Raw genomic sequence first — 26,481 nt, 5'->3', positions numbered from 1 at the left:
AGCGCCAGCGCGGACACCGCGATCGACTGGCGGGTCGACAGCGCCTGGCTGTTGGCCGCTTCCTCGTTGGTATCGGCCAGCGTCAGGTTGGCCGAGCCGTTTTGCAATACGTTAATCAGGTTCTTGTTGAAGTCCTGGCGGATCTGCACGACCGACAGGTTGGAACCGAGTGAAGAGGCCTGCGTCCGCAACATGTCCGACGCATTGCTTATCTTGGCAATCGTCGCCTTGGCCGAGGCATTGTCCAGGAAGTCGGTGCCCGCGACCAGCGAAGCAAGGCCAAGGCCCGCCGCGCCAAATGTCACGCCCTTGATGTTCAATATGGACTTGCCGGTCTCGTTGAAGGTTAGCTTGAGATCGTCACCGTTCAGCAGGTTGATGCCATTGAACGAGGCATCCTGCGCTGTCGTCGTGATCTGGGCGATGATGTTGTTGTACTGGACCACCAGGTTGGAGCGAATGGTCTGCGAAGCCGCATCGGCGACCGGTGCGACCGTGACCACCGAAGCCGGCAGGAATGCCTTGCCCGCACCGGTCGCGGTGCCGGCGAGCGCGCCGACGGTGGCCGAAGCCGCGTCGTTGATCGTTGTGATCGTGATCTTGCCGGTGGAGTCGTCAACCGAAGCCTGCAGATTGTTGGGTGCCAGAGCCGCGTTGAGTTCGTTCAGCGTATCAACTTCCGCCGCGCCGGTACCGAACGTGATGCTCGACGCCGTGCCGCCGCCGGTCGCTGCGATCGTCAGGACGTCGCCCTGCGCAAGCGTGGCGCCCAGCAGGTTGGCTGAGGTTCCCCCGGCGTTCGCGCCGCTGGTGACGCTGGATTTGGGAGAATAGCCGGCGGTCGTCTGCAGCACCTGGTTGGCGATCGACTTCGCGGTATCGACCAGCTTCTGCAACGAGGTGAGGCCAGTGTTGGCGGCCTGCAGCACCTGTACGCCATTGCCAATGCCATCGAGCAGGTTGTTGATGTCGCTGGCGCGGTTATCGAGCCCCGCGGCAGTGAAATAGTTGGTAGGATTGTCGAGCGCCGTATTGACCTTCTTGCCGGACGAGAGGCGGTTCTGCGTGGTGGCGAGCAGGTCCGCGGTCGACTGAAGCGAGAGCAGGTTCTGGCGAACCGAGGCCGAAAGAACAACGGACATGTGTCAAACTTTCCTAGTTTATGTCCTCAGTTCTAGTCAGCTTCCTTTAAATTAAGGTAAACGCCGGCTTAAGCGATGTGATTAACGCTTCCTTACCGGAGGGCGCGCAGCGCTTTTTCGCCCCGTTTCGGCCCTGGAAAACAAAAAAGCGGCGGGGTTTCCCCCGCCGCTTGATCTTGAGAAGTCGTCGAAATCAGCGCAGGAGCTGGAGCACGCTCTGCTGCGACTGGTTGGCGAGCGCCAGCGCGGACACCGCGATCGACTGGCGGGTCGACAGCGCCTGGCTGTTGGCCGCTTCCTCGTTGGTATCGGCCAGCGTCAGGTTGGACGAGCCGGTCTGCAGCACGTTGATCAGGTTCTTGTTGAAGTCCTGGCGGATCTGCACGACCGACAGGTTCGAACCGAGTGACGACGCCTGAGTACGAAGCGTGGTGCTGGCGGCGCTGAGCTTGGTGAGTGCGGCGTTCGCGGACGAATTGTCCAGGAAGTCCGTGCCCGAGGTCAGCGAAGCGAGGCCGAGGCCCGCTGCGTTGAAGGTCACGCCCTTGATGTTCAGGGTGGACTTGCCGGTTTCGTTGAAGGTCAGCTTGAGATCGTCACCGTTCAGCAGGTTGATGCCGTTGAACGACGCATCCTGCGATGTCGTCGTGACCTGGGTGATGATGTCATTGTACTGCTTCACCAGGCTCGCGCGAATGGTCTGCGAAGCCGAGTCGGCAACCGCCGCGACCACGGTCGTCGAAGCGGGCAGGAATGCCTTGCCCGCACCAATCGCGGTGCCACCGAGCGCGCCGACGGTGGCCGAAGCCTTATCGTTGGTCGTCGTGATCGTGATCGCGCCGGTGGTGTCGTTAACCGAAGCCTGCAGGTTGTTGGGTGCGAGAGCCGCGTTGAGTTCGGTCAGCGTGTCAACTTCGGCGCCACCGGTACCGAACGTGATGCTCGACGCCGTGCCGCCGCCGGTCGCTGCGATCGTCAGGACGTCGCCCTGCACGAGCGTTGCGCCTAGCAGGTTGGCTGCCGTTCCCCCGGCGTTCGCGCCGCTGGTGACGCTGGATTTGGTCGAATAACCGGCCGGGGCCTGCAGCACCTGGTTGGCGATCGACTTCGCGGTATCGACCAGCTTCTGCAGCGAGGTGATGCCGGTGTTGGCGGCCTGCAGAACCTGCACGCCGTTGCCAATGCTGTCGAGCAGGTTGTTGATGTCGCTGGCGCGGTTGTTGAGGCCCTGCGCGGTGAAGAAGTTGGTCGGGTTGTCGAGCGCCGAGTTGACCTTGTTGCCAGTCGCAAGGCGATTCTGGGTGGTCGACAGCAGGTCGGCGGTGGACTGGAGCGAGAGCAGGTTCTGACGAACCGAGGCAGAGAGAACGATGGACATGTTTCATACCTTTCTGGTGTGAAAATCGAGGAACAGTCGTTGTCCCAATCTTTTTCGATCGGGTGAGGCCAAACTGGAGCGAAGCCCCCTAAAGAGAAATGAATCGAAACTGGACTCCTCCCGCGCAAAAAAGGAACAAATTGCCTTCATTGACGCGCCTTACCTCGAAAAACCATTGATATTGCTGCACATTGGGCGACAGACGAAAAAGCAGCCGGTTGGCCTCGTTCACCAATGGTTAACTATAATGGGAAAGGATTGCGTTTGAATCGCCTGGAGGAGCGCCAGCGCGTAGCTGGCGGCACGCTTTCCCTCTTCAATGACTGCGCTTTCAAAAACGGCGACGGAGAACAGGCATGGCCTTGAAGGTTGAACTCAAGCCGAACGAGCGGATCATCATCGGCGCCTGCGTGGTGACCAACACCGACCAGCGCGCGCGCCTGTTGATCGACGGCGACAGGATCCCGATCCTGCGCGAGAAAGACATCCTGACGCCCGAGACCGCCGATACGCCGGCCAAGCTGATCTATCTCTCGGTGCAACTGATGTATCTGTCGCCGGATCCGATGGCGCATCACCCGATCTATTTCAGCCTGGTGCGGGACATCCTGAGCACCATGCCGAGCGCGTGGCCTTTCATCGAAGGCATCAACAATAACATCCTGAACGGCGACCTGTACCACGCCCTGAAGGAATCAAAGAAGCTGATCGGCCACGAAGAAGAGCTGATCGCCGACGCGAGAAACCTGCGGGCGGCTAACTCCGGCAGCGAAGCCGATCGCAAGTCGGCCTGATCGGCACCGGACAATATCACAACGACAAAAGGCCTCCGCAAGGAGGCCTTTTTGCGTGTCGGAGGAGCTATCAGCCGGCGATCATCAGAGATATTTGGTCAGCGAGGTCTGGTAGAGCATCGCTGTGGTTTGGTACGAGGCCTGCAGACTGGTCTGCAGTGCGAGAATCTTGGTCGCGACCTCGTCGTCGTTGATGCCCTCGATCGAATCCAGCATCGTCTGCGTGATCGCCTTGGTCTGGGCCTGGCGATCGGTGGCCGCCTTGATTGACGCCCCGGCGCCGGCGAAGTCGGCCTGGATGTCCTGGATCGACTGCGTCCCCGGCACGTCCGCGAGATTCCGGGCAATGCGCTGGTTCAGCGCAGCGATCTGCGCGTTGGCATTGGGATCGGTCACCGACGTCGTCACCGCGGCAAAAACCGCGACGGTCTGCAGTTGCGAGCGCAACGCCTGTTCGTCGGCGCGGGCGCCGTATTGCACCGTGATCGATTGATCGATCTGCGCGACGGCGGTACCGCGCGCGGAATCGGTGCCGGTTTCGCCCTGGTACCAACTGACAGTGTTCGCCGGCGTGCCCGCCACCAGTGTGGTCGCCGCGCCGAACGGTGTGGTGCCGACGCGCATCGGCGGTTGGTCGAAGAAATTGTCGCCAGCCGTCACCGCTGATGCCGCCACCAGCGGCCCATTGGCGAGCTTGCCGATCGAGGTATTGAGGGCGGCGTTGAGATTGGCAGCCGTCGCGGCCGGGTTGGCACCGATGGCGAAGGTGTTGGCCGGCAGCGGCGTCGCCGTCGAGGCCGTCAAAGTGATGTCCTCGGTGGTGCCATCCGGCAGATTGAAGGTGAACTTGACCGATTCGCCTTCAGCCGGGTTGGTGGCACCCAGATCAACCGACATCGCCGCCGGCGTGCCGGTCGGCTGGGTGATCGTCGCGCCTGTCAGCGTCGAAGTGATCGCATTGAGCTTGAGGCCGAACTCGGACGGTGAAGCGTCCTCGGCGATCTGCACTGATGTCACCGACGGCGCCGTCAACACGACGCGGCCGAGGCCGCTAGTGCCGACATCAGCCTGCTTGCGCTCCAGGATCAATTGCTTGAGCCCGGCCTGGGCGCCGTTGCCGTTCATGATTACGTCGGCCGGAGTCACCGGCGGCGTGTCGGTGGCACGGCCGGAGAACAGGTAGCGATCGCCGGACTTGGCATTGAGCATATCGACGGAATCAAGGAACCCGAGCGATGCGGTTTTCTGTCCCGCGGTCTGGCCGGTGTTGTCGATCTCGCTGACCGCACTGACCGCGGCGCCCTTTACCGACGAGCCGACGTCGACAAGCCGCTGCAGCGACAGGTTGGCGACGCTGATGCGCGTGTTCAGGTTTACCGCGGTATCGGCATAGCCGGCCAGGCCGCTGAGCTGCGAGCGCAAGCCGATAGCGAGGCTGCGGCCACTGCCCTGCCCCGCATAGGTGTTGGAGATCTTGCCGCTCGCCAACTGCTGAGTCAGCGCGTCGAGCTGGCTGCGCAGATCAAGGATGCCTGAGCCGATGTAGGATGTCCGTCCGCTGACGCCGCTAATGGTCATGACTACCTCAAATCGCCTGCATCAGGGTCTTGTACATTTCGTTCACGGTCGACATCACACGCGCATTGGCCGAATAGGAGTTTTGCAGCGACAGCAGATGCGCCATCTCCTCGTCGATGTTGACGCCCGAGGTCGACGACATCTTTTCCTGCAGCGTGTTGAGCACCACATCCTGTCCGCCGGCGAGTTGCGCCGCCGCGTCGGCGGCCGCGCCCTGCGAGCTGGTGAACTGTTGCATGTAGCTCAGCAGCGTGCCCTTGAACGGCGCGCTGGCGCTGCCGACGCCCGATGCCGGCGAATATTGAAACTTTGCCGTGGTCAGCTGCGACAGAATGAAATCGGAACGCGTGGTGTCGCCCGCGGCCGTCGAGGCGCTGTAGAGCACGAGCTTAGAGGGATCCGCGACCAACCCGTTGTTGACGGTGAGACGTCCCGCGAAGCCCGTGATCTGCGAACCCGTCGCACCGATCGCGCCGGTGTAGGGCGAGCCGCTGTCAGTGAACAGCGAGAGCTCGGCGCTGCCGTTGGTCAGGTTGATTTGCGTCGTGGTGACCGAAGCTGCGTTGACCGTGGAGTTGCCGGCGCTGTTCAGCACCGTCAGCGTGGAGCCCGAGCCGGAGAACTGCAGGTCCGATCCGCCCAGCGCCGTGTTCAGTTGAGCAACGACGGAGGCTATGCCTCCCGAAAAATCGATACCGACCACCCGGTCGTTGGGATCGACGGTCGCACTGTTCGGCAGCGGCAGCACGCTGGCGTTGTCGACGCGCATAATCGATATCTGGCGCTGCGTATTGGTCGCGGTGTCGGTGTAGGTGACATGGATGACGTTGCCGGCCTTCAGGTCGGCAACATTCAAATCAAATCCCGACTGCGGGCCTGACGTCACCGCGGTGCCCGCGGTGGTCTTGTCCGACAGCGCACTGGACAGCGATGCCGCGAACTGGTCGAGCTGGTTCTGCGCCTCGACCAGCGACTTGTCGCGCAACTCCGTATAGGCGGCGATCTTACCCGACCTGATGCCGCCCGAGGCAGTTAGATCAATCGATCCGCCATTGGTATAGGAGATGACGACCGAGCCGAGGTTGCTTTTCGACGGGTCGGTGTTCCACTGCGTGTTGGGGGTGACCGTGCCCTGCGCATTGAATGAAAGTCTGGCGGCCTGGTTGCCCACGAGCTCCACGCCGGAGGTGGTGAAGACCGTAATCTGGTTGGCGCCGTTGGTGGTGACGCGAATGTCCATCAGTTCGGACAATTGCGTGATGTACTGATCGCGCTGGTCGAGCAATGCCGCCGTCGATGCGTCGGTCGAAGTGCCGCCGAGCGGATTGGCCGATAGCTGGTTGTTGATGGTCGCGATCTGCGACATCAGGTTGTTGGCGGTGTTGACGGAATCGCTGATGCCGTTTTCGGCTGCGCCGCGCAGCGTCTGAATGCCCTGCGTCATCGAATTGAGCTGGCTCGCCAGCACGTTCGCCGCGTTGACGACGCCGATCCGCGCCGACTGGCTGTCGGCGCTGGTCGACAGCGCCTGTACCGCCGTGGTCAGCTTGTTGAACGCATCTTCGAGCGTGCCGACCGAACCCGGGTTGCCGTAGAGGCTCTGCAGTTGCTGCAGAAAGTTGGATCGCAGCGAGGTATAGCCGGCGCCGGAGGTTTCCGTGCGTAGCTGTGCCTGGATATACTGATCCAGCTCGCGGTTGACGCCAACGCTCCGGACGTTGCTGCCAAAGGCCCCGGCATCGGTCGCGACCTGATTCAGTGTCTTGCGAACGTAGCCGGGCGTTTCCGCGTTGGCGACATTCGACGACACCAGTGACATCGCGGCCTGATTGGTGCGCAGGCCGGACATCGCAATGGAGAGTGCGTCGCTGAGACTCATGACAAACTACCGCTCTCGGAAACCGCCACGGAATACTGCGTGGACTATCGCATCACGTTCAGAAGATCCTGGACCATCGTGTTCGCCGTCGTGATCACCTTGGTGTTGGCCGAGTAGGCCTGCTGCGTCACGATCAGCTTGGTGAACTCGTCGGCGATGTCGGTGTTGGACGATTCCAGCGACGAGCCGGAAATGTTGCCACCCTTGCCGTAGAGGGCTTCACCGGATTCGTTGGTGACCTCGAACGCACCGCCATCGATACGCTTCAGGAAGTCGGCGCCGTTGAAGGTCGCCACGCTGACCTCCGCCAGATCGATGTTGCGGCCATTGGAGTAGCTGCCGACGACGCGGCCTTCGTTGCTGACCGATACGCTCTGCAGTTGACCGGCCGCGTAGCCGTCCTGCTGCAACTGGTTCACCTGAGCATTACCGTTGGTATCAGCGAATTGCGTGAGACCACCGGTGCCGAAGGCCATTGTGACATTGCCGAGGCTGGTGCCGGCGACCGTCAAACCGGTCAATGTAATCTGGCCGACAACCGGCTGCATCTGGCCGTTGGTGCCGAACTTGAAATCGGTGCCGACGTTTTGCCAGGAGACGGTGTTGCCGGTGGCGCCGGGATTGACCTGATAGAACAAGTTCCAGGTGTCCGTTGCGCCCTGTGTGGCCGATTCCACTTTGGCCCATCTGAATTGCAAGGCGACTGGAGCGCCGTTGCCGTCGTAGGCGGTGCTGGTGCCGCCGCTGATCGACTCGTCGAGAAACGCCTTATTGTCGCTGCCGATCACGATGCCGGTACCGGCCGTGCCGCCGCCACCGCGAAGCCCCGTGACGGTGCCCGTGAAGCCGAGCGCCTGGAATGCCGATACAGCCGATGCCGACGCACCGGCCGCAAGGGTAAAGTCGTTCGTGGTACCGGTATTCAGCGTGATGGCCCCTGCAGCGGAGACGCTCGAAGCAGGCGCACCGCCCGTGAGGCCATCGATCGTGGTCAGCAGGCCTCCAACTGTCGCGGTGGCAAGGTCGATGAAAGTGGTGCCGGCTACCGGAGCAGGCGCAGCACCGGTGTAGAAGGACAGTGTGTTGGTCGTCGTGACGCCACCGGTGGTGGTCTTGAGCACGAGCGTATCGCCGTTTGCAAATCCAGCAGGAAGTGAGTTGGTGCCGGACGTGCTTGTGAGCAACGTGCCTGCTGATATCGGCTGCGGTATCGTTTCATAGTTGTTCCGCGCGTTACCCAGCACGGCCGTATTGGAATACGGGGTCGCAGGGGTCCCGAGGATTCTCGGATTTGAAATGAAGTCGGCCGGCCGCAGCAACTCCGATCCCGGCACCGAGGTGTCGTGCTTGTTGGTCAGCGGGTAGCTCGCAAGGTTGGCGCGGTAGTCGATCTTGGTTGTTGCCTGCGACGGCAGAAAGTCATTCTGGAAGCGCAGAACCTGCGGCACGCTGCCGCTCGGATTGCCCGTGGTCGGATCGATCGGCACGCCTTCCAGATAGTAGCCGGCGCCATTGACGAGGTAGCCGTTCTTGTCGAGCGAGAAGTCACCGCGCCGCGTGTAACGATTGATGCCGTCGAACACCGGGTTGTTGTCGGAGATGCTGCCGGGCTTTTGCACCGCAAAGAAGCCGTCGCCGTTGATCGCCATGTAAGTCGATACCGCCGCCGACTGCACCGACCCTGCGATGGTGTTGGTGCTGCGCGAGCCGGCGGTGACGCTGCCCGCGAGTTGCGCGGTGCTACCGGTGTCGGGAATGATATCCATGAAACTGGTGTCGATCCGCTTGAAGGCGGTCGTTTGCGAGTTCGCGATGTTGCCGGAAATGTTTTCTAGGGCGTAGGAATTCGCCCGCAGGCCCGCGACGGACGTGGTGAGAGCGCCGAAGATACCCATTACATCGTCTCCAACTTCGATCCGGGCGGCGTGCCGGTGTTTGCCAAAATTCAGGGCCGCAATCGAAGGAAGACGTCGCAAGCGTTATGCCAACAAAGAAAATATATTTATATCAATATCTTAAATGAAAAACCCCGGTCCAAGGACCGGGGCACAATTGCCGGGCGGGCAACAATTGCCGGGCAGCAGAGGTGGAATCGGTCAGGTCGCCGACGCCATGGCCGGGTGGAACACCATCCCAAATCCGTCGATGCAGTAGCGCAAGCCCGTCGGTTTCGGTCCATCGTTGAAGACGTGACCGAGATGGCCGCCGCAGCGCCTGCAATGCACCTCGGTGCGCAGCATGCCCAAGGTGCGATCCTCGGTCTTGCCGAGCGCGTTGTCGAGCGGCTGGTAGAAACTCGGCCAGCCGGTGCCGCTCTCGAACTTCGTCTCCGAGGCGAACAGCGGCAGGTCGCAACCGGCACAGGCAAAGATGCCCTTGCGGTGCTCTTTCAGAAGCGGGCTCGAGCCCGGACGCTCGGTGCCGTGCTTGCGCAGGATTTCATATTGCTGCGGCGTCAGCTGCGCGCGCCACTCGGCGTCGGTCTTTTCGATCTCGAACTTCTCAGCAGCCTGCGCGGGCGTTGTGCGCAGCCAGCGGAAGGCGACAAGGCCGAACAGGCCGGCCACGGATGCGAGCAGGATACGGCGGTCGATCATCTGATGTCTCCGTGCGAGGCGGAACAAGGTGGTTCGCCATCAAATACGGCGCGCACGTGCGGAAGTTACACGGATCCGTCCCGAATTCGCTCACTTTCCTGCGAGGCGGCGACCGGCGGTAATGCACCGTCCGGGGCTTCCAACGGCGGCTCCGGGCGGACCGGCCGCGATGGACCCGGCGGCGGACGGCGACGGAGCGGCGGCCTGGTTCCGGCCTGCCGGCTGGCCTCGGCCACCCGCGCCTCGCGAATCCGCTCCTTGGCGCGCATGCCTTCCCGATAACGGGCCAGCGCGCCCGCGGCGGCTGAACTTCCCCGCCCCCACATGCCGATCAGGTGACCGGCGACCCGCCCGGTCGTGCCGCCTGCCCAGACCAGTTCGAACGGCGAAAACAGCCGCCAGCGCTCGTCACCCCACAGAATGCTGCGCGCCACCAATTGCCCCGCCATCGCCGCGGTGTTCATCCCCTGGCGGCCGAACCCGGAGGCGACCCACAATCCTTTCCGCAACTGGCCGATCTGCGGCATGCCGTGGACGGTCACACCGACGGCGCCGCCGAAGACATCGGATATTCCGACCTTGCCGAGCTTTGGAAAAATGGTGGAGATTCGCTGCTGGATGGTCGCGCCGAAGCGCCGCGGCCGCGCGTCCCAGGTCGTCTCCGGACTGGCCCACATCAGGCGGTCGCCCTCCACGATCCGGAAATGATCGATGCCGTCGCTGTCGCTCACAGACCCCTGAAAGCTAATGACGTCAGTGAGCCGCGCGCCAAGCGGCTCGGTCACGGCGGCATAGCGCCAGACCGGCAGCAGCGTTTCCGACAGCCGCCGCAACGGCGCCCCGAGATGGATGTTGCCGGCCAGCACGATGTGCGATGCGCGAAGCCGCGCCGACGGCGTCACGATGCGCTTGCGAATGCCCGAAGGATCGATGCTGACCACGGGCGTGTCCTCGAAGATGCGCGCCCCTGCCCGCCTTGCGAGCGCCGCCAGACCATGGACATATTTGCGGCCGTCGACCTGAAACGCCTTGGGGTAATAGATGCCGTGGAAATAGTGCCCGGTCTTGAGCTGATCGCGCACCCGATCGACCTGCCAGCCCTCGACTTCGGTCTCGAAATCCTCGCTCAGCGTCTGCAGCCGGCTGATCAGCGTTTCGCCGGCATCGACATTGGAGACTTCCAGCGCCCCCTCGGTCAGCGCAATGCCCGGCATCGCCTCTTCGGTCGCTACGGCGCGAATGTAATCGGCACCCTGCTTCGACAGCGCCCAGAGCTCGCGGGCGTCCTCAAGGCCGACGCGCTCGATCAACTCGCCGATCGGAAGGCTATAGCCCGGCATGACGGTGCCGAGCTGGTTGCCGGAGGCGTTCCAGCCGACGTGCCGGCCCTCGAGCACGGCAACGCTGGCGCCAAGACGCGCGGCTTCCAGTGCCACGGTCAGGCCGGCGAGGCCTGCTCCGACCACGCAGATATCGACATCGAGGTCGAACGACAGGCGCGAGCGAAACGGCGCGTCGTCGTCCGGACCGTTGGTCGCACTTGTGAAAGTCTCTGCCATGGCGTTTTCTTACGGACCGCTGCGGCGCTTGTCACCTTGTCCTGGGCATGAGCCTGTAGATTAATTCAGGCCGAAACGAATCGAGATTGCTGCCCATGCGCCGTTTGATGCTGCTGCGTCACGCCAAGACCGAACATGACGCGCCCTCGGGGCACGACCAGGACCGCCGTCTCGACGACCGCGGCCGGCTGGACGCCGCCGCCATCGGTGGCTGGATCGGCCGGCACCTCCCCGTTCCCGTCATGGTTCTGGTCTCAACCGCGGTGCGGACGCTGCAGACCTGGGAGATCGTCCGGCAGGCGATGCAGGATGCGGCCAAGGATTTCGTCCCGCCGCAGGTCGAGTTCCTGGCCGAACTCTACGGCGCCGACCCAACACATCTCCTGCAGATCATCCGCATGGCCGAAGCCACGGATCCAAAGCGGTTGATGGTGATCGGCCACAATCCCGGCATGTATGAACTGGCGCTGGCGCTGTCCGGCAGCGGCGATGCGGCCGCGAAGAAAGCCCTCAACGACAATCTGCCGACCAGCGGCCTTGCGATCCTCGACTTTGCGATCAAGGACTGGAACGAGGTGGCGTTTCGCGGCGGCACACTCGTGCGCTTCACCAGCCCGAAATTGCTGAAGCAGGCGTCGGACGACTAGCCCAGACATAAAATCGCGAAAACAAGCCCATGCAAAGTAGGCCGGGCGGACATCCGGTCGCCCTCATGCTAGGCTCGTCGCCGCCGACAGGAGGCGCGGATGTTCAAATCCATTCTGGTGCCGCTCGATCTCGCCGATACCGATCTGGCCAAGCCCGCGATCGCTACCGCGGCGACGCTGTCGCAGACCTGGAACGGCACGGTGCGGCTGCTCAACGTCATGCCGATGACGCCGGTGATGCTGGCGGAATATGTGCCGGCCGATTTCGACGCCCAGCAGCGCCTGACCTCGGAAGAAGCGCTCGCGATCGTGGCGCAGGAATCCGGCATCGATGCGTCGCGCATTTCCGCCGTGGTGCGGCAAGGCGGTATCTATCACGAGATCCTGGAGGAGGCCGCGGCGATCAAGGCCGATTTGATCGTGATGACGTCGCATCGGCCGGCGATGCGGACCTATTTTCTCGGCTCCAATGCCGGCCATGTGGTGCGCTACGCCAAATGCTCGGTGCTGGTGGTCCGGCACTGACGGAGCGCGGTACAAGGTCACGTTGCGACCCGGTCGATCGACCGGGCCGCATGTTGTTATCGTGCAGGTCGAGGCACCGGGCCCTTACCGAAGCCGCCCGAGCTCCGGATCGACGTGACCCCAAACCGCCTGCTCGATGTGGCTGCGGGTTATTCCGATATCGCGGAGCTCACGATCGTCCAGCTGCCGTAGCGCTTTGACCGCCGCCCGGCGATCGAGATACGCGACGATTGCATGCGCCCAAATCCCGAGCCGGCGGAAAAATCCACCCGAGCTAAGGGAAATTGCAGGCTGGGCTGCGGCTTGGGACATCGTGGTCATTGGTCTTCTCCAGTTGGCTTTCACGCGGCAAGGCGATGCCGCCGACGCAATCGCTGGGAATCAGCGGCAGCGCCTTTGGGTCTGATTGTTTGCACTCTCCTCAGTGCAATCTCAGGCTTGATAGGTTCAAAATGATCCGGTACATTCCTCGGTGCAAGTAAAACATTGCTCTCGGTGCAATTATGTCAAAGTTCGAATATCTCAGGCTTGCCGATGCCGTTGCCTCCGAGATCGCCAATGGCGGGCTCAAACCGGGCGACCGCCTGCCGCCGCAGCGCAGTTTCGCCTATGAGCGCAAGATCGCGGTCTCCACCGCGAGCCGCGTCTACACGGAATTGTTACGGCGAGGTCTGGTGATCGGCGAAGTCGGACGCGGCACGTTCATTTCCGGACAGGCGCCCCGTGCGATCACCACGCTGACCGAACCGCGCGGCGCCCGCATCGATCTGGAAGTCAATTATCCGCTGCTGCCGACGCAATCGGCCCTGATTGCGAAAAGCCTTGAGGGACTGGAGCGGCCGGAAGCCCTCGAAATCGCGTTGCGGCAAGGCACCAGCGCCGGCACGCCAGCGGCAAGAAATATCGCGGCGGATTTCCTCTCCCAAAACGGCTGGTCGGCGCGCGCGGAGCAGATCGTCTTCACCGCCAACGGCCGGCAATGCATCGCCGCCGCCTTGGCCGCGATCGTACCGGCCGGCGGCCGTTGCGGCGTGGAGGCCCTGACCTATCCTTTCATCAAGGGCATCGCCGCCCGGTTGGGAGTGACGCTGGTGCCGCTGGCGATGGACGAACAGGGCGTTCGGCCGGACGCCGTGCAGAAGGCCCACCGCGAAGCGCATTTGTCGGCGCTGTACATCCAGCCGACGGTTCAGAATCCGCTGGGCATGACGATGCCGGCGGCGCGGCGCGCCGAACTGGTGCGCGTCATCGAGAAACTCGACCTCACCGTCATCGAGGATCGGGTCTATGGATTCCTCGACGACGAAATCCCGCTGGCCGCGCTGGCGCCGGACCGCTGCATCGTGCTCGACAGCCTTTCCAAGAAAGTAGCCCCTGGCCTTGCGCTCGGCTTCATCGTCGCGCCACAGCGTTTGCGCGAGAGCATCATGGCATCGGTTCGTTCCGGCGGATGGACGGCGTCGGGATACGCCTTCGCGGCCGCGCAGCGCATGATGGCCGACGGCACCGCGTCCGAGCTCGTCAGGCTCAAGCGCATCGACGCGCAGCGGCGTCAGCACATTGCCGCCGAACGGCTGGCCGGCTTCGAGCTGCAGGCCAACCCGAAATCCTACCATCTGTGGCTGACGCTGCCGCACCACTGGCGGTCGCAGACCTTCGTCGCCGCCGCAGCCCGCCGGGACATCGCGTTGACGCCCTCGTCGACCTTTGCGGTGAGCCCCGGACATGCGCCGAACGCAATCAGGCTGGCGCTGGCCGCGCCGCCCGTCGACCAGCTCGATGCCGCGCTGCGGACGCTGGCGGGAATGCTTCGCGCGAGCGAAGAAGATTTCGAATCGACCGAATAGACCGGTCCCCTCACCTCACGGCCACTCGGCGATGAAGCCTTTCGCCTTGTACGGCTCGATCTTGTCCCACTCACAAAGCATGCGGCGCCTGAATTCGGGATCGGTGTGCCAGAGCGACCGCGGTGTCACGAAGCTGTCGACCGTGACCAGCATTTTCTCCACTTCCGGCCAATGCCGGTGCAGCGTCATCGGATAGCGGCGCGCGGTCCAGGTATTACCAAGGCAAATCACGCTGCGAACATGCGCAAGCCCCAGCGCGGCGTCGATCACCGGGAGCGAGAAGATCACGTTCTCGCCGGTGTTCATCGCGCGATCTTCCCGCAGGATCCGCCCGGGCGGGATGCCGCGCGCGATCATCGCATCGGCAATGATTTCACATTCCGAGCGTTCCGATCCCGGCGTGATGCCCCCGCTGACGATCGAGCAGCGAAAGTACCCGCCGCGCCACAGCCTGAAGGCCTCATCGACGCGCTCCCTGACATCGACACGGGTGCCGAACACGAACAGCAGATCGGCCGGCTTCAGCGGCGTGCTGATCAGATGCTGCGCATTGATGGCGGCGATCTCGGCCTCGGTCGGCAATCGCGTGCTTCGATCCGTCACTTCATGCTCGCGGCAATGCTCATCCAACCCGCTGGGTTAAGCATTGGCACGATGCCGCAGCGGCGCGCTTCGCGAAGTCACATTTGATTGCGCTTGATTGCGAAAGCTACGGCAGCAACGCATCCGGCAGATGATCGAAGTCGTAACTGCGCGGCCGATTACGCTTGATGAAGCCGCCGATCTGCCAGCTGAACAGCGCGACGAAGCCAACCAGAAACAACGCGCCGTACCATTCACCGGTCGCGAACGCGCGCACCAGAAGTCCGGCCATCGCGATGCCGAGTAACGTCACCATCGCAAGTGCCGCGGCGTAGGTGATCCGTCCGATACCGGCGATCAACGCTGCCTTGCTGCCCGCCTTCGCCATGCGCCGATGCAACTCGGTGATGAAGGCACGATAGTCGCGATCCTGCGGCACCATCAGCGAGACGGTTTGCCAGGTGGTCGAGAGAATGGTGATGCGTCCACCATCCCTGCCCTGCAGGTCGGCGCGGAAGCGGCGGGACTGCATCGACGACGGCTTGTAACTGAGGCGGATCGCCGCGATGTCGGCATAAGCCCAGACACCGGACTTGCCCGAAATATGCCAGGACAAGCCGGCATCGGTCAGCTTGAATTCATGCGCCGATCCGATCAGCGACGCCTTGTAGACGTAGCGGGTTTCGGGCGCGCTATCGGCCGATGTCTCTGTCCTGTCCGGTAGCGAGGTTGGCAATTGAAAAATCCCGGTAGCGGCTGAGCGCGCGGCTTGCGCGGCCAGCCGGCTTTACCTTACAAGCAGGCCATGGCCGAGACGACCTATTTTCCGCGACGCCTGATTCTGGCCGGCGCAATGATATCCGGGGTGCTGCTGGCGCTTGCCGTTCACATGCTCGGCGCGCGCTACGGCCTCGATCTCGGCGGCCTGTGGCGATCCGATACCCGCGAATTCATGCCCGCGGGCGCGGCCATTGCGTGGTGGCTGATTGCGAGCGTCGGTTTTTGCAGCGGCTATTTCACCGCCAATCTGATGCACAGTGCGGTGTCCGGCCGAATCCCGCAGCGGATGCGACAATTTCTGATCGCGGTGGGCGTGCTGATCCTGGCAGGCGCCGGCCAGGCAGCCTCCGCGCCGAGCCCGATCCCGACGATTTCGGGCGTGCTTTCGGGTCTTGCGGCGTTATGCCTCGGCGCCGCGATGGCGTTCTGCGGCGCGCATTTCGCGCTGCGCAGGGCGTAACTTCAAACTCGCGAACTAGGCAACGATGCGCGCGCGCGGCTTCGACAGCATCGCGGCCACCTCGGCGGCGGGACGCGGCTTGCTGAACAGATAGCCCTGGGCCTGCGTGCATCCTTCGCGGCGCAGCAGATCGAACTGGGCCTCCGTCTCGACGCCCTCCGCCGTGGTGACGATCCCGAGACTCTTGCCCAATCCGGTCACGGCGCGGACGATGGCCATGGAATCGTCGCGCGTGGCCAGTTCAGTGACGAACGAACGGTCGATCTTGATCTTGTCGAACGGGAAACTGCGCAGATAGCTCAGCGACGAATAGCCCGTTCCGAAATCGTCGAGCGAGATCCTGACGCCAAAGCCGCGAAGCTCGTGCAGAACCGCCAGCGTCGCCTCACTGTTCTGCAACAGCACCGATTCCGTGATCTCCAGTTCGAGGCGATGTGCCGGAAGACCGGCGGCCTGCAACGCCGACTTGACGGACAGGATCAGGTTCGGATTCTTGAACTGCACCGGCGAAAGATTGACGGCGACGGTGATATCCTCGGACCAGCCTGCAGCGTCAACGCAGGCCTGCCGAAGCACCCAATCGCCGAGCGGAATGATCAGGCCGGTTTCCTCCGCCAACGGAATGAAATTCGCCGGCGCGATCATGCCGCGCAGTGAATGATTCCAGCGTACAAGGGCCTCGAACGCGACGACGCTGTCGGTGGCGACGTCGCGGATCGGTTGATAATAGACCTCGAACTCGTCGCGTTGCAGCGCCGCGCGCAAATCCAGTTCCAGAATGCGCCGCGCCTGGGCGCGGGCATCCATTCCGCTCTCGAAGAAGCGATAGGTGCCGCGACCGTCGGCCTTGGCGCGATAAAGCGCGAGATCGGCCTTCTTCAGCAGTTCATCGGGGTTCTTGCCGTCCTCAGGCGCCAGCGAGATCCCGATGCTGACGCCGACGACGAGCTGGTGGCCCCCGATATCGTAGGGCTCCCCGATCTTCTCGACGATGTGGCTGGCAAGCAAGGCCACCGCCGACGGATCGCAGTCGTTGCAGAACTGCACGACCGCGAATTCGTCGCCGCCAAGTCGCGCAACCGTATCGTGCTCGGTGACGCATTCGCCGAGCCGGCGGGCGACTTCCCTCAGCAGCGCGTCGCCGACCGGATGACCGAGCGAGTCGTTGATTTCCTTGAAATGATCGAGATCGAGGCAGAATACCGCGAGCTGATCGCTGCGCTTGACGAGGCGCAACGCCTTCTCAAGCTGCTCGCGGAACAGCGTCCGGTTCGGCAGATTGGTGAGTGCGTCATGGCGCGCCATATGGGTGATCTGCTCCTGGGCGGCCTGCCATTCAGTGATATCCTCGAAGGTCGCGACCCAACCGCCGCCCTCTTTCGGCTGATCGACGACGCGGATCGAACGTCCGTTGCGGGTGACGACCCGGCTCAGGCTCTCGCCGGCTTTCGCCGCGTTCACCACAATGTTGAAGAATTCTTCGGGATCGCCGTCCCATTTTCCGATCGATTTCTGATCCTGCAGAACGTCGACCAACAGACGGCCCTGCAGCGGCATATTGGTCCGATCCATCATCTCGCTGTAGCGCTGGTTGAACAGCATGATGCGGCCGTCCGCATCGAACATGCAAAGTCCCTGCGACATGTTTGTGATGGCCGAGTCGAGCAGGACCTTCTGCTGATGCAGTTCGCTGCTTGAACGGCGATCGAGCATCGCCGCCACGAACGATATGCCGAGAATGGCGAACGCCGCCACCGCGGTCAGAAAGGAAAGCGCGCCCGGCGAGATCGTCAATTCGTCGGTGACGAGGGTCGGATCGGCAACGAGCGTCACGGCGCCCATCGCCGTGAAATGGTGGGAAACGATCGCGACCGTCAGCAGGCCCGTGGCGGCCAAGGTATGTTTCCGGTCATCCCGGCGCGCGGCGATAACGAGCGCCAGGCCGGCGAACATGCCGCCGAACACGACGGATGCCAGCACGATGCCGGGCGACCAGATGATACGCGCCGGCAGCTCCAGCGCCATCATGCCGGTGTAGTGCATCGCTGCGACGCCAGCACCAACAATCGCGCCGCCCATCGCGAGCGTCGACCGGCGGTCGTTGAGCAGGGCAACGCTGAGGCCGACCGCGGCGATCGACACGGCAAAGATCAGCGACAGCAGGGTGACCGGAATATTGTATCCGGCCCCCGCCCCGGGATCGTAGGCGAGCATCGCCACGAAATGGGTGGCCCAGATTCCGCAGCCGCCGACCGCAGCATCAAGGCCGACCCAGATCGCGCGGGTTCGCCCCTGCGACGCCCTGGCGCGATGAAACAGGCTGATCGCAACCGCGCTGGCCAGCCAGCAAATGATGCCGGCGAGAACGGCCAGCCGCAAATCATGCTCGGTGACGAGGCAATTCAGAACTTGATACATCACAGACCTCTGCTATCGGCCTGTAATGACGACGCTAATGGTGCATTTGGGGTAACCGACGCGGTTTCGTTGCTTCGATGGTGAATAAATGCTTGGCGTCCTCGCGTGCCGGTTGCGGGTTCCCGCCACTACCCGGTGATCTCCACTATCGACTGAAACGGCGAACCGCTGAAGTGATTCCCAAGTGGTGAGTAGCCGCACCGGCAGCACGCCGGCCAGAATCGCAGCCACGGACGCAAGAACGCGCGCGATTTTCATGCGCGGCGTTTTGCCTCAATGGCCCGGACAAATCAGCTCGCGGCCTGCAGGCCAACCGTGGGCTCCGCCAGCGCGTGGTCGCGCGGCAGCTTCCACACCCGGACGGCTATAGCGAGATCTCCTCAAGCCTAGCGGCGTAGGCGATATGGCTCGGCGTTGCATCCAGCACGGCTCGCGACCTCGCCCACGACTTCGTCGGCCTTCTGGATGATGCCGTCGATCGACGGGCAATTGACCGCCTGCCCATCGATCCCCCCGCAGCACCTTTTCGTCGAGCTGACACAAAAAGCCCCGTTTAAGCTGCTTTTCGGCCGCGTTCTCGGGCGTCTTCGGCCGCGACGCTTTCACGAGTTGTCTCTCAGCGTAATATTAGATGTCCGCAACTCGGGATGAACAAGCCGTTCATGGTCGTGATGCCTCCGAATAACCGTCCCTCGGCTTGGGATTGCGAAACCGCGGCCCTCTTCAAGACGATCTACGCGGGGCGCCCCCGGTAACAGCGGAACGGCGCTTCCAAGAGAGCGTTGGGAACACGCCTGGCCGCGACTCACAATCGTTAACGCGGCCGCATATGTAGGACGTATGACAGGGTTGCCGAACGAACGCAGAAGCTAGGCTTGTCAAGGGCTGCACAACGGTTCGATTTTGGCTTATGTGTCTTCGCGCACGGTGCGTCTGACCGTCCCTGTCGCCGCTTTTGACAGGTTTTCTTTTGCCATCCCGCCGGGAGGATGAATGCATCGGCTGCTGACCACGCTTGGGCGTGGCTTCAAGGAGAAGATCGGCTGGAAACGGCTAGGGATAGCTGCGAGTCTCCTCATCATCATCCTTGCGGTCACCCATCTGGTTCACACCCTGAAGGGCGTCGACACCGCGATCATTCTGACCGCCCTGACGGAAATCGCGCCGCATCGCATCGCGCTGGCTGCCCTGTGCGTGGTAGGCGCGTTTTGCACGCTGACCTTCTATGATTTCTTTGCGCTGCGAACCATCGGCAAGACGCACGTCCCCTATCGCATCGCTGCGCTGTCGAGTTTCACCAGCTACACCATCGGCCACAACATCGGCGCCACCGTCTTTACCGGCGGCGCGATCCGTTTCCGGATCTATTCCGACTACGGCCTGACCGCGATCGATGTCGCCAAGATCTGCTTCCTCTCGGGCCTGACCTTCTGGCTTGGCAATCTGTTCGTGCTCGGCATGGGCATGGCCTGGCATCCCGAAGCGGCGACGGCCATGGACCTGCTGCCGCCATCGGTGAACCGTCTGATCGCGCTCGGCTGCCTCGCCGGCATCGCGGCCTATTTCCTCTGGCTGGTGATGGGCGAGAACCGTCGCGAACTCGGCCAGAACGGCTGGAAGGTGGTGCTGCCCTCGGCGCGGCTGACGCTGCTGCAGGTCATGATCGGCGTGGTCGATCTCGGGTTCTGCGCGCTGGCGATGTATCTGTTGATGCCGACGCAGCCCCATATCGATTTCGTTTCGCTGGCAGTGGTCTTCATCCTCGCAACGCTCCTCGGCTTCGCCAGCCATGCTCCGGGCAGCATCGGCGTGTTCGACGCCGCGATGCTGGTGGCGCTGCCGCAGTTCGGCAAGGAGCAATTGCTGGCGACGCTGGTGGTGTTCCGGATCCTGTATTTCCTGATTCCCTTCGGCATCTCGATCTGGATCATGGGCGCGCGCGAACTCTGGCTCAGCGTGGTGCAGCCCTGGCAGGAACGCCGCAGGCTCGCGCAGGCCAGCCGCCAGATGAACGAACAGCCCCGCACGGCGGAGGTCCCGGTCAGGCAGCCGCTCAAGCGAGCGAAACGGTAACAGCGACGTTATCTGCCTGCTTCAGTCTTTTGGGCTACGAGGGTCGGGTTCTCTTATTTCTGCCTTACAGCTAACGTCAAACGCGCCATGGCCGGAATTTTACCTCGATCGATAGTATCAGGCGCGCTGCTCGCCGGCGCGCTGGCGGCGCTATCGCCTCCCCCTGCGGAAGCACAGATCGCCCAAGGCGCCATGCAGATTTCCTGGGAGGTCCGCAACCGCTTCCGCCTGTTCCGGGAAGAACGGGATTTTCAGCTGCACGCCGAGAGCAGCCGCGGCCGCAGCGTTCTGGCCGCGGAACAGGCGCTGGGATTGCAAAGCGACGGCCGCGGCTGGGCACGCAACACCGTGAACCGGCTTTGCATCGATCTTGCCGGCCGCGTCAACGAGCCCTGTACCCGCGACAACGTCAAGGAAAGCTATCTGACGCCGGTCGATCATCCCATCACCGTCCGCCTGACGGGACAGGTTCCGGTCGGCGCCACCTGCGCCTGGTCGTTCGACGATGGCGACGGACCGCAAGGGTCCACTTTCGACTGCGCCGAGCCGGTCAATTTCAGGGTCCGCTACGGCCGCACCACCGTTGCCAGCGTCGACGTCTCCGCCGGCTCGGACGGCGGCCAGCGCGTCGCCACCGAGATCTCGGTGCGCGACATCTTCATCGCCGGCCTCGGCGACAGCATCGCCTCCGGCGAAGGAAATCCGGACCGGCCCATCGCGCTATCAGATGAAGGCTTTTGCTTCCGCTCCTATCTGGGGTCGGCCGCCTCACAATATTACCGTCCAAGCCGCGCCGGCTATAAGGGCGGACGGGCCTGTGAAGCGCCGGATACGATGGCCGTGTGGCAGCGCCAGAGCGCGCTCTGGCTCAATGCAGCCTGCCACCGCTCGCTCTACAGCTACCAGACGCGGACCGCATTGGCGCTCGCCGTACAATATCCGCATATCGCGGTGACTTATCTGCCGCTGGCCTGCACCGGCGCCACCATCGCCGACGGCCTGTTCGGCTCGCAGCGTGGCCGTGATTGCCCGCCGTCGAAATCCGGCAGCTGCCGGGGCACGGTCAACGCGCAGCTCGCTGAATTGCGCGAAGCTGTTACGGCGGCCAAGAGCCGCCAGCCCGACCGCAAGCTCGATCTGGTGCTGCTGTCGGTCGGCGCCAACGACATTTATTTTTCAGGGCTCGTTGCCGACGTGATTGTGGACACGGCGACGGAGCGCGCCCTGTTCCGGCGCAGCGGCGTGCTGGCATCGGTCGAGGAGGCACGCGGCGCGTTGATGCGCGACCTCCCGCAAGGGTTCGCCAAGTTGCGCGAGGCGTTAAAGCCGCTGGTCGGCGATATGTCGCGCGTGGTCTATACCTCCTACGCCAATCCGACGCTGGCCAATAACGGCGCGCCCTGCCCCGGCGGACGGGCGGGCTTCGACATTCACCCCTCGTTCAACGCCGAGCCGCGGCGGCTGGCCGCCGTCTCGAACTTTGTCGAGGGCGAATTCCTGCCGCAGCTCAAGGCGCTCGCGCTGTGCCAATCCGGCATCCTGTGCCGCAACCCGCGCGCCGACCGCATGACCTTTGTCGATGCGCATCAGGCGACGTTTGCGAACCACGGTTTCTGCGCGCGTGCGGAGAGCGATCCCGAATTCGATCGCCAATGTTTCTCGGCCCGCGGCGAGAGCTTCGATCCTGATATCGTCACCGCCGCCAGCCAGCCAATGCTGTGCGGCCGCAGCGCCGGCGAATATCGCGCCTATCTGCCGCGCGCGCGCTGGATCCGCGACGCCAATGACAGCTACTTCGCGGCAATGACCTATCCGCTGGGCTTGCCGTCGTCGCAGCAGCCTGCCGACATCCACGACGCGACCTGGGGGGTTCTGTCGGCGGTGTATGGCGGCGCCGTGCACCCCACCGCCGAAGGCCACGCCGCCATGGCGGACGCGGCACTGCCGGCCGCAGCCGCGGTGCTGCAACTGGATGCCGCCGTGCCTGAAGTGATTTCGCAGCCGGTATCGCCGATCCCGATATTGCCGGGAACGCGTTAGCGTTCGAGCGCAGAAACTGCCCTCGTGTCAACACGCGGAGCAGGTTCAGGGTTGATCTCGTTCGCCGGCGTACCTCGGTCGGTCCAATCCGGCGGCACTCCAATCCTCTGTCCGATCATGCCGACCAGTCCCGGCGCTCGCCCGAATGTTTCACAAGCCGCCTCCTTCGGCGCTCCGCCGAGGGAGGCCTTCAAGCTGGCGATCGATGGCGGTGATGAAATCTTTCCGAACGGACTCTCGGCCGTGACCAGTAACTTCCCGAAATCGTCTCCGAAGGCGGAAGCAAGATCATAGGCGTCGCCGTCGCTCGAAACGCGCGGTGGGCTGGTAAAGGAATTCGCGCCACGCGCCCAGATCATGGCCGCCTTTTGGCTGCCACTACGATCACGGGCCTCGGCCTCTACGGCGAGGCTCCCGAGCCCGATCGGAAGCCGCGGGACAGGGATCGGTACGCCAGGAGCAACGATGGACGGTACGACGCTCGCGACCTTGGAGACGCCGGCGGCCGTCGCATCGGTCGGCGCCACATGGATGATCACCGCACGGACGCTCAAATCCGCCGTCTCCGTCGGTGCCACGATCCGGAAGCGTTCGCTCAGCGCAAGACACATGGCTCTGCTGACCGCATTCTTGATCAGGCTGCGCTGCTCGTCCGAGAAGGGCACGCGCGCGGCGGCTGCCGTGAGTGCGGTTGGCTCGATCCCCAGAGTCTTGGCTGCGAGAACTTCGGCTTTGCTGACCCGAACCTGCGACTTGGTCAGAAGCCCATCGGACGGGGTCAGGTTGTCGTAGGAAGCTAGCGAACCGGACCGTTCCAGTTGTACGGCCGTGCAGCCCCCGGCCATCCAGCCTAACGCCGCGACGACGATCCATTTCATGGCGTGGCCGGCAAGCCGATCGTTGATCCCTGCACCAGTCGCCGGGAACGGGCGATCGGAGCAGGCGAAAGCAGGGTGCCGGGCGTGGACGCCAGAATAGGCTGCCATGTCTCATTCCAACGCGTCAGCGCCGTACCGTTGCCGTCGAAGGCCATGTCGAGAAATGCCAGCGTGAGCTCCGCCGTGGCGGCCTTCACTTTCGGGTTGAGCGCTGGACCGCCCGTGAACGAGCGATCTGTAAATATGCTGTGCGACCCGCCTTCGAACACGGCGAGCAGCTTGCGCGGTGCGGCCATTGCGTCGAAGACCGCGAGCCGGTCGCCTGCGGGCGAGTAGTAGCCGGGAATCTGGATGACATCATTGGTGGCGGTCACGTGCAGGGTCGGAACCGTGATTTTGCCCAGCACCGAAGCCAGATCGGTTTCACCGTAGAACGGCGGCGCAGAGATCACGATCGCCGCGGCAAAGCGCGGGTCGCGGGCCTCGACCCACTGCCCTTCGCGTATCACGCGCGCGCCGACGGCAAGAAGCGCCGTGTTCGCGCCATACGAATGACCAGCCGCCACGATACGCCGACGGTCGATCTGAGCACCGTAGGGGCCGACGCCGCCGAGCAGCACGCGGTCCAGCGCGAAGCGCAAATCCCAGACCCGGGCAAGCGCCTCGCTCTCGTGAGCCGCCCGCTGCAAACGGTCGACGACGGTAAGAGGATTGCCGACCCAGAGCGACGAGTCGCTGCCCGCGTGCTGAACATGCAGGCTGGCAACGCCGCGCGCGGCCCAATATTTGCCGAGATAGCTATATCCCCGGCGGGAGCCACCCATCCCATGGGAGAACACAATGAGCGGCACGCGCGCTCCCGGCGCGATATTCGCAGGCCAGTGCAGGCGCGCGGGAATGGTCCGCGAACGCGTCGGATCAACCCAGTCGAAATCAACGACGCGAAAAGGGGGCGCCACGGCCTCCGCTGCCGCGCGATTGACCGGAACGGCGGCCGTGATTGCGACGGCGAGCAGCATGGCGCTGAGGCCCCGCCGCGTGATGGTGGCCGGCACGTCTTCGCCGGACCTTCGGGACCGCGAGGCCGTCCCGGTTGTACCGTCCTGACCAACCGCAGCGGACTGAATACGCCGCAACGATGCACCGCCGCCAATCCAGCTGTCCATGCTGCCTCACCTTGAACACAATTCGCACTGGGTGTAATATTGTAATTGCACTTAGTGTAATTTTGCAAGGAAATATATTCGTGCCACAAGAGGCCATGGAGAATGCGTCCCCCAAGGAGGAAGGCCTGCGAGAGCGGAAGCGGCGCGAGACGCTGCATCGCATCGCCGAACAGGGCCTGAAGCTGTTTCTGACTCACGGCTACGAGGCCACCACGCTCGACGCGATCGCGGAGGCCGCGGGGATCTCGCGGCGGACGTTCTTCTACTACTTCAAGTCCAAGGAAGAGATTCTGCTGGCGTGGCAGGACGGCGGTTTCAACGAGACCCTGCGGGCCGCCTTGCTGGAGCAATCGACCAAACAGTCCCCCCTCAACGCCGTGAAGAGCGCCTTGCTGGAGCTGACGTTGCGCTTTCAGGCCGACTACAAGCAAACCAGGGTGATCGAACGCCTGATGTGCGCGAACGAGTCGCTTCGGATACGACACCAGGCGAAATATGTAGAGAAGGAACAAGCGGTTTTCGACGCGCTCTGCCAGATGTGGCCGCAGCCCAAGCGGCAGCCTGCGCTCCGCATCGTCGCGATGATGTCGATCGGAGCACTACGGCTTGCGATCGACAACTGGAACCGCGACCAGGGAAAGCGACCTATCGCTGCTTACCTCAAAGAGGCTTTCGCCGACCTGAAGTCGGAGATTTGAAGCCGGCCGAACAGCCACCGCTTAACGCGCGGGGGCCGGCGCTACAGGTGCAGGCGCGGGCGCCGTCGTCTTCTTTGCGACAGGCGCCTTCGGAGCAGGCTGCTTCATCGCCGCCGCCTGGGCTGGCAGATATTTCGCGATGATGGCCGGATCGAGCGAAGCGATCGAGGAGTCCGGCAGCCGGGTCCAGATTTCGTCCTTGCCCAATAATGAGAAGCCGAGATAGCCGCGCATGGTCAAAGTCTGTCCGTCGGGACTGACCGTCATCTTGGCCTTGTAGATCTTGCCATCGCGCGGATCGAGCACATTGCCGTTCTCGTATTTCAGTCCGTCTCGCTTCATGTCGCGGATGAAGGAGAGCCCGAGCCACGGCTGATCTTTTCGATCGTCGGTGCATTTTGAGCAGATCGGATTGGGAGCATCGCCTGGCTCAGGAAAAAGCTTGGCAAACGCGCCTTCATAGATGCCGTCGCGATCGACCACCAGAAACCATCCGACCGGCTTTCCCTTCTCGACCTTTTGCCACAGCCCGGCGGCTGACGGCTCCGCCGTTTGCGCAGCAAGTTCGCAAACGAGCGCAAGCCCCATCACGATCGGCAATATCAGTCGAACCACAGAAAGCGCACTTCGCATCGTCATCACCTGACTAATTTCACAAGATGAATGGCCGCAGACTAAGGCCATTTCGCGGACGGTTCCAGTGCCTGGAGGCGATCGCGAGACCGCGGCGAACGCGCAGCGGGCCATTCGGTCATGTTTTTGTTGGAATCGCCCCCCCGGCAAGAGCCGGAAATCGGCTCCATACGCAAACCGGCTTCAATGGTCGCCGCCGCACTTGCTGGTCTTGGTATTGTAGTTGCCGCATTTCTTGCCAACCCAGTCGCCAATCAGGTCCCTGGAGCCCTCGAGTTCGTTCGACCATGCATCGCCGGCCACCAGGCCCGGGGCCTTCCACACCACGTCGAACTGACCATTGATTTTGACTTCGCCAATGAACACCGGCTTGGTGATGTGATGGTTCGGAAGCATCTTCGCGATACCTCCGGTCAGATTTGGAGTTTCGATGCCGGGCAGCGCGTCGATCACCTTGTCGGCGTCGGTCGACTTCACCTTCTCGACCGCCTTGACCCACATTTCGAAACCGATGACGTGCGCTTCGATCGGATCGTTGGTCACACGCTTCGGATTCTTGGTGTAGGCCTGCCAGGCCTTGATGAACTTCTCGTTGGCCGGATCCTTGATCGACTGAAAGTAGTTCCAGGCAGCTAGATGGCCGAGCAGCGGCCTGGTGTCGATGCCGGCAAGTTCGCCTTCACCGACCGAGAACGCGACAACCGGAATGTCGGTCGCCTTGATGCCCTGATTGCCGAGCTCCTTGTAGAAGGGAACGTTGGCGTCGCCGTTGATGGTGGAGACAACAGCGGTCTTCTTGCCGGCCGA

The 26,481-nt window shown here is 63.1% G+C and carries 23 protein-coding genes; 8 read left to right on the top strand and 15 right to left on the bottom strand.

Annotation, left to right across the window (positions count from 1 at the left end; translation table 11 throughout):
* Together JQ575_RS40605 and JQ575_RS40600 are read right to left on the bottom strand one after the other, a co-directional pair.
* A partial coding sequence (locus JQ575_RS40605) for a hypothetical protein (protein WP_212038772.1) occupies positions 1 to 1,142 on the bottom strand: 1,142 nt, incomplete at its 3' end.
* A 193-nt stretch (positions 1,143 to 1,335) separates the two neighbouring features.
* Entirely contained in the window at positions 1,336 to 2,520 is a 1,185-nt protein-coding gene (locus tag JQ575_RS40600; RefSeq protein WP_212038771.1) for a flagellin, read from the bottom strand.
* 356 nt (positions 2,521 to 2,876) lie between these two features.
* Between JQ575_RS40600 and flbT the strand changes: the two genes are divergently transcribed.
* Positions 2,877 to 3,314, top strand: a complete 438-nt coding sequence (flbT, locus tag JQ575_RS40595) for a flagellar biosynthesis repressor FlbT (RefSeq protein WP_212038770.1) — start codon at positions 2,877 to 2,879, stop codon at positions 3,312 to 3,314.
* Positions 3,315 to 3,398: 84 nt separating this feature from the next.
* Here the strand turns inward: flbT and JQ575_RS40590 are convergent, their stop codons facing one another.
* The 5 genes from JQ575_RS40590 to JQ575_RS40570 all read right to left on the bottom strand — a co-directional run bounded on the left by JQ575_RS40590 (position 3,399) and on the right by JQ575_RS40570 (position 10,927).
* Positions 3,399 to 4,892, bottom strand: coding sequence for a flagellar biosynthesis protein FlgL (locus JQ575_RS40590; protein ID WP_212038769.1), 1,494 nt, complete (start codon positions 4,890 to 4,892; stop codon positions 3,399 to 3,401).
* A 7-nt stretch (positions 4,893 to 4,899) separates the two neighbouring features.
* The gene (gene flgK / locus JQ575_RS40585; protein WP_212038768.1) at positions 4,900 to 6,771 is read right to left on the bottom strand and encodes a flagellar hook-associated protein FlgK; all 1,872 of its coding nucleotides are present in this window, start codon (positions 6,769 to 6,771) and stop codon (positions 4,900 to 4,902) included.
* A 44-nt stretch (positions 6,772 to 6,815) separates the two neighbouring features.
* Complete coding sequence (locus JQ575_RS40580) at positions 6,816 to 8,666, bottom strand: flagellar hook protein FlgE (RefSeq protein ID WP_212038767.1); 1,851 nt, start codon at positions 8,664 to 8,666, stop codon at positions 6,816 to 6,818.
* A gap of 201 nt (positions 8,667 to 8,867) precedes the next feature.
* Positions 8,868 to 9,368 carry a peptide-methionine (R)-S-oxide reductase MsrB gene (gene msrB, locus JQ575_RS40575; RefSeq protein WP_212038766.1) on the bottom strand — a complete coding sequence of 167 codons (501 nt, stop codon included), beginning with the start codon at positions 9,366 to 9,368 and terminating at the stop codon, positions 8,868 to 8,870.
* A gap of 65 nt (positions 9,369 to 9,433) precedes the next feature.
* Entirely contained in the window at positions 9,434 to 10,927 is a 1,494-nt protein-coding gene (locus JQ575_RS40570) for an FAD-binding oxidoreductase (RefSeq protein WP_212038765.1), read from the bottom strand.
* Positions 10,928 to 11,022: 95 nt separating this feature from the next.
* Between JQ575_RS40570 and JQ575_RS40565 the strand changes: the two genes are divergently transcribed.
* Both JQ575_RS40565 and JQ575_RS40560 read left to right on the top strand, forming a co-directional pair.
* On the top strand, positions 11,023 to 11,574 hold the full coding sequence (locus tag JQ575_RS40565) for a histidine phosphatase family protein (protein ID WP_212038764.1): 552 nt from the start codon (positions 11,023 to 11,025) through the stop codon (positions 11,572 to 11,574).
* Between the two features lie 99 nt (positions 11,575 to 11,673).
* Positions 11,674 to 12,099, top strand: coding sequence for a universal stress protein (locus JQ575_RS40560; protein WP_212038763.1), 426 nt, complete (start codon positions 11,674 to 11,676; stop codon positions 12,097 to 12,099).
* A gap of 84 nt (positions 12,100 to 12,183) precedes the next feature.
* On the opposite strand, the gene JQ575_RS40555 is transcribed toward JQ575_RS40560, so the two are convergent.
* Positions 12,184 to 12,420 (bottom strand): DUF1127 domain-containing protein, encoded by a 237-nt coding sequence (locus tag JQ575_RS40555; RefSeq protein WP_212038762.1) that lies wholly within the window; start codon positions 12,418 to 12,420, stop codon positions 12,184 to 12,186.
* 182 nt (positions 12,421 to 12,602) lie between these two features.
* Here JQ575_RS40555 and JQ575_RS40550 point away from each other — a divergent pair, with 182 nt between their 5' ends.
* Entirely contained in the window at positions 12,603 to 13,946 is a 1,344-nt protein-coding gene (locus JQ575_RS40550; RefSeq protein WP_212038761.1) for a PLP-dependent aminotransferase family protein, read from the top strand.
* A 15-nt stretch (positions 13,947 to 13,961) separates the two neighbouring features.
* Here the strand turns inward: JQ575_RS40550 and JQ575_RS40545 are convergent, their stop codons facing one another.
* Together JQ575_RS40545 and JQ575_RS40540 are read right to left on the bottom strand one after the other, a co-directional pair.
* Positions 13,962 to 14,549 (bottom strand): YdcF family protein, encoded by a 588-nt coding sequence (locus JQ575_RS40545; protein ID WP_212038760.1) that lies wholly within the window; start codon positions 14,547 to 14,549, stop codon positions 13,962 to 13,964.
* Between the two features lie 106 nt (positions 14,550 to 14,655).
* Positions 14,656 to 15,264, bottom strand: a complete 609-nt coding sequence (locus JQ575_RS40540; RefSeq protein WP_212038759.1) for a hypothetical protein — start codon at positions 15,262 to 15,264, stop codon at positions 14,656 to 14,658.
* A gap of 69 nt (positions 15,265 to 15,333) precedes the next feature.
* On the opposite strand from JQ575_RS40540, the gene JQ575_RS40535 reads away from it, so the two are divergent.
* Positions 15,334 to 15,768 (top strand): hypothetical protein, encoded by a 435-nt coding sequence (locus JQ575_RS40535; protein WP_212038758.1) that lies wholly within the window; start codon positions 15,334 to 15,336, stop codon positions 15,766 to 15,768.
* Positions 15,769 to 15,783: 15 nt separating this feature from the next.
* Here JQ575_RS40535 and JQ575_RS40530 read toward each other — a convergent pair whose 3' ends face one another.
* Entirely contained in the window at positions 15,784 to 18,186 is a 2,403-nt protein-coding gene (locus JQ575_RS40530) for an EAL domain-containing protein (RefSeq protein ID WP_212038757.1), read from the bottom strand.
* 993 nt (positions 18,187 to 19,179) lie between these two features.
* On the opposite strand from JQ575_RS40530, the gene JQ575_RS40525 reads away from it, so the two are divergent.
* Both JQ575_RS40525 and JQ575_RS40520 read left to right on the top strand, forming a co-directional pair.
* Positions 19,180 to 20,259: a YbhN family protein gene (locus tag JQ575_RS40525; RefSeq protein WP_212038756.1), complete on the top strand. Its 1,080-nt coding sequence runs from the start codon at positions 19,180 to 19,182 to the stop codon at positions 20,257 to 20,259.
* A gap of 87 nt (positions 20,260 to 20,346) precedes the next feature.
* Entirely contained in the window at positions 20,347 to 22,299 is a 1,953-nt protein-coding gene (locus JQ575_RS40520) for a hypothetical protein (RefSeq protein WP_212038755.1), read from the top strand.
* Here the strand turns inward: JQ575_RS40520 and JQ575_RS40515 are convergent.
* Together JQ575_RS40515 and JQ575_RS40510 are read right to left on the bottom strand one after the other, a co-directional pair.
* Positions 22,296 to 23,177 carry a DUF3313 domain-containing protein gene (locus JQ575_RS40515; RefSeq protein ID WP_212038754.1) on the bottom strand — a complete coding sequence of 294 codons (882 nt, stop codon included), beginning with the start codon at positions 23,175 to 23,177 and terminating at the stop codon, positions 22,296 to 22,298. The genes JQ575_RS40520 and JQ575_RS40515 overlap by 4 nt on opposite strands.
* On the bottom strand, positions 23,174 to 24,343 hold the full coding sequence (locus JQ575_RS40510) for an acetylhydrolase (protein ID WP_249167231.1): 1,170 nt from the start codon (positions 24,341 to 24,343) through the stop codon (positions 23,174 to 23,176). Before JQ575_RS40510 ends, JQ575_RS40515 begins: the two co-directional genes overlap by 4 nt.
* A gap of 80 nt (positions 24,344 to 24,423) precedes the next feature.
* On the opposite strand from JQ575_RS40510, the gene JQ575_RS40505 reads away from it, so the two are divergent.
* Positions 24,424 to 25,041, top strand: coding sequence for a helix-turn-helix domain-containing protein (locus JQ575_RS40505; protein ID WP_312016113.1), 618 nt, complete (start codon positions 24,424 to 24,426; stop codon positions 25,039 to 25,041).
* 21 nt (positions 25,042 to 25,062) lie between these two features.
* Here JQ575_RS40505 and JQ575_RS40500 read toward each other — a convergent pair whose 3' ends face one another.
* A complete protein-coding gene (locus tag JQ575_RS40500) occupies positions 25,063 to 25,674 on the bottom strand; it encodes a DUF2147 domain-containing protein (protein WP_212038753.1) in 612 nt (203 codons plus the stop codon).
* A gap of 183 nt (positions 25,675 to 25,857) precedes the next feature.
* On the bottom strand, positions 25,858 to 26,481 hold a 624-nt coding region (locus JQ575_RS40495; protein WP_212038752.1), incomplete at its 5' end, for a transporter substrate-binding protein.

Origin of the sequence: Bradyrhizobium sp. JYMT SZCCT0428 (assembly GCF_018131075.1) — a bacterium.
GTDB lineage: Bacteria > Pseudomonadota > Alphaproteobacteria > Rhizobiales > Xanthobacteraceae > Bradyrhizobium.
This window is presented reverse-complemented; position numbering and strand designations above follow the sequence as displayed.

Coding starts and splice junctions, on each gene's coding strand:
- JQ575_RS40555 (WP_212038762.1), bottom strand. CDS start 12,420: ATGACCACGATGTCCCAAGCCGCAGCCCAGCCTGCAATTTCCCTTAGC.
- JQ575_RS40550 (WP_212038761.1), top strand. CDS start 12,603: ATGTCAAAGTTCGAATATCTCAGGCTTGCCGATGCCGTTGCCTCCGAG.
- JQ575_RS40515 (WP_212038754.1), bottom strand. CDS start 23,177: ATGAAATGGATCGTCGTCGCGGCGTTAGGCTGGATGGCCGGGGGCTGC.
- JQ575_RS40580 (WP_212038767.1), bottom strand. CDS start 8,666: ATGGGTATCTTCGGCGCTCTCACCACGTCCGTCGCGGGCCTGCGGGCG.
- JQ575_RS40590 (WP_212038769.1), bottom strand. CDS start 4,892: ATGACCATTAGCGGCGTCAGCGGACGGACATCCTACATCGGCTCAGGC.
- JQ575_RS40500 (WP_212038753.1), bottom strand. CDS start 25,674: ATGCGAAGTGCGCTTTCTGTGGTTCGACTGATATTGCCGATCGTGATG.
- JQ575_RS40525 (WP_212038756.1), top strand. CDS start 19,180: ATGCATCGGCTGCTGACCACGCTTGGGCGTGGCTTCAAGGAGAAGATC.
- flgK (WP_212038768.1), bottom strand. CDS start 6,771: ATGAGTCTCAGCGACGCACTCTCCATTGCGATGTCCGGCCTGCGCACC.
- msrB (WP_212038766.1), bottom strand. CDS start 9,368: ATGATCGACCGCCGTATCCTGCTCGCATCCGTGGCCGGCCTGTTCGGC.
- JQ575_RS40535 (WP_212038758.1), top strand. CDS start 15,334: ATGGCCGAGACGACCTATTTTCCGCGACGCCTGATTCTGGCCGGCGCA.
- JQ575_RS40560 (WP_212038763.1), top strand. CDS start 11,674: ATGTTCAAATCCATTCTGGTGCCGCTCGATCTCGCCGATACCGATCTG.
- JQ575_RS40510 (WP_249167231.1), bottom strand. CDS start 24,343: ATGGACAGCTGGATTGGCGGCGGTGCATCGTTGCGGCGTATTCAGTCC.
- JQ575_RS40600 (WP_212038771.1), bottom strand. CDS start 2,520: ATGTCCATCGTTCTCTCTGCCTCGGTTCGTCAGAACCTGCTCTCGCTC.
- JQ575_RS40570 (WP_212038765.1), bottom strand. CDS start 10,927: ATGGCAGAGACTTTCACAAGTGCGACCAACGGTCCGGACGACGACGCG.
- JQ575_RS40565 (WP_212038764.1), top strand. CDS start 11,023: ATGCGCCGTTTGATGCTGCTGCGTCACGCCAAGACCGAACATGACGCG.
- flbT (WP_212038770.1), top strand. CDS start 2,877: ATGGCCTTGAAGGTTGAACTCAAGCCGAACGAGCGGATCATCATCGGC.
- JQ575_RS40520 (WP_212038755.1), top strand. CDS start 20,347: ATGGCCGGAATTTTACCTCGATCGATAGTATCAGGCGCGCTGCTCGCC.
- JQ575_RS40530 (WP_212038757.1), bottom strand. CDS start 18,186: ATGTATCAAGTTCTGAATTGCCTCGTCACCGAGCATGATTTGCGGCTG.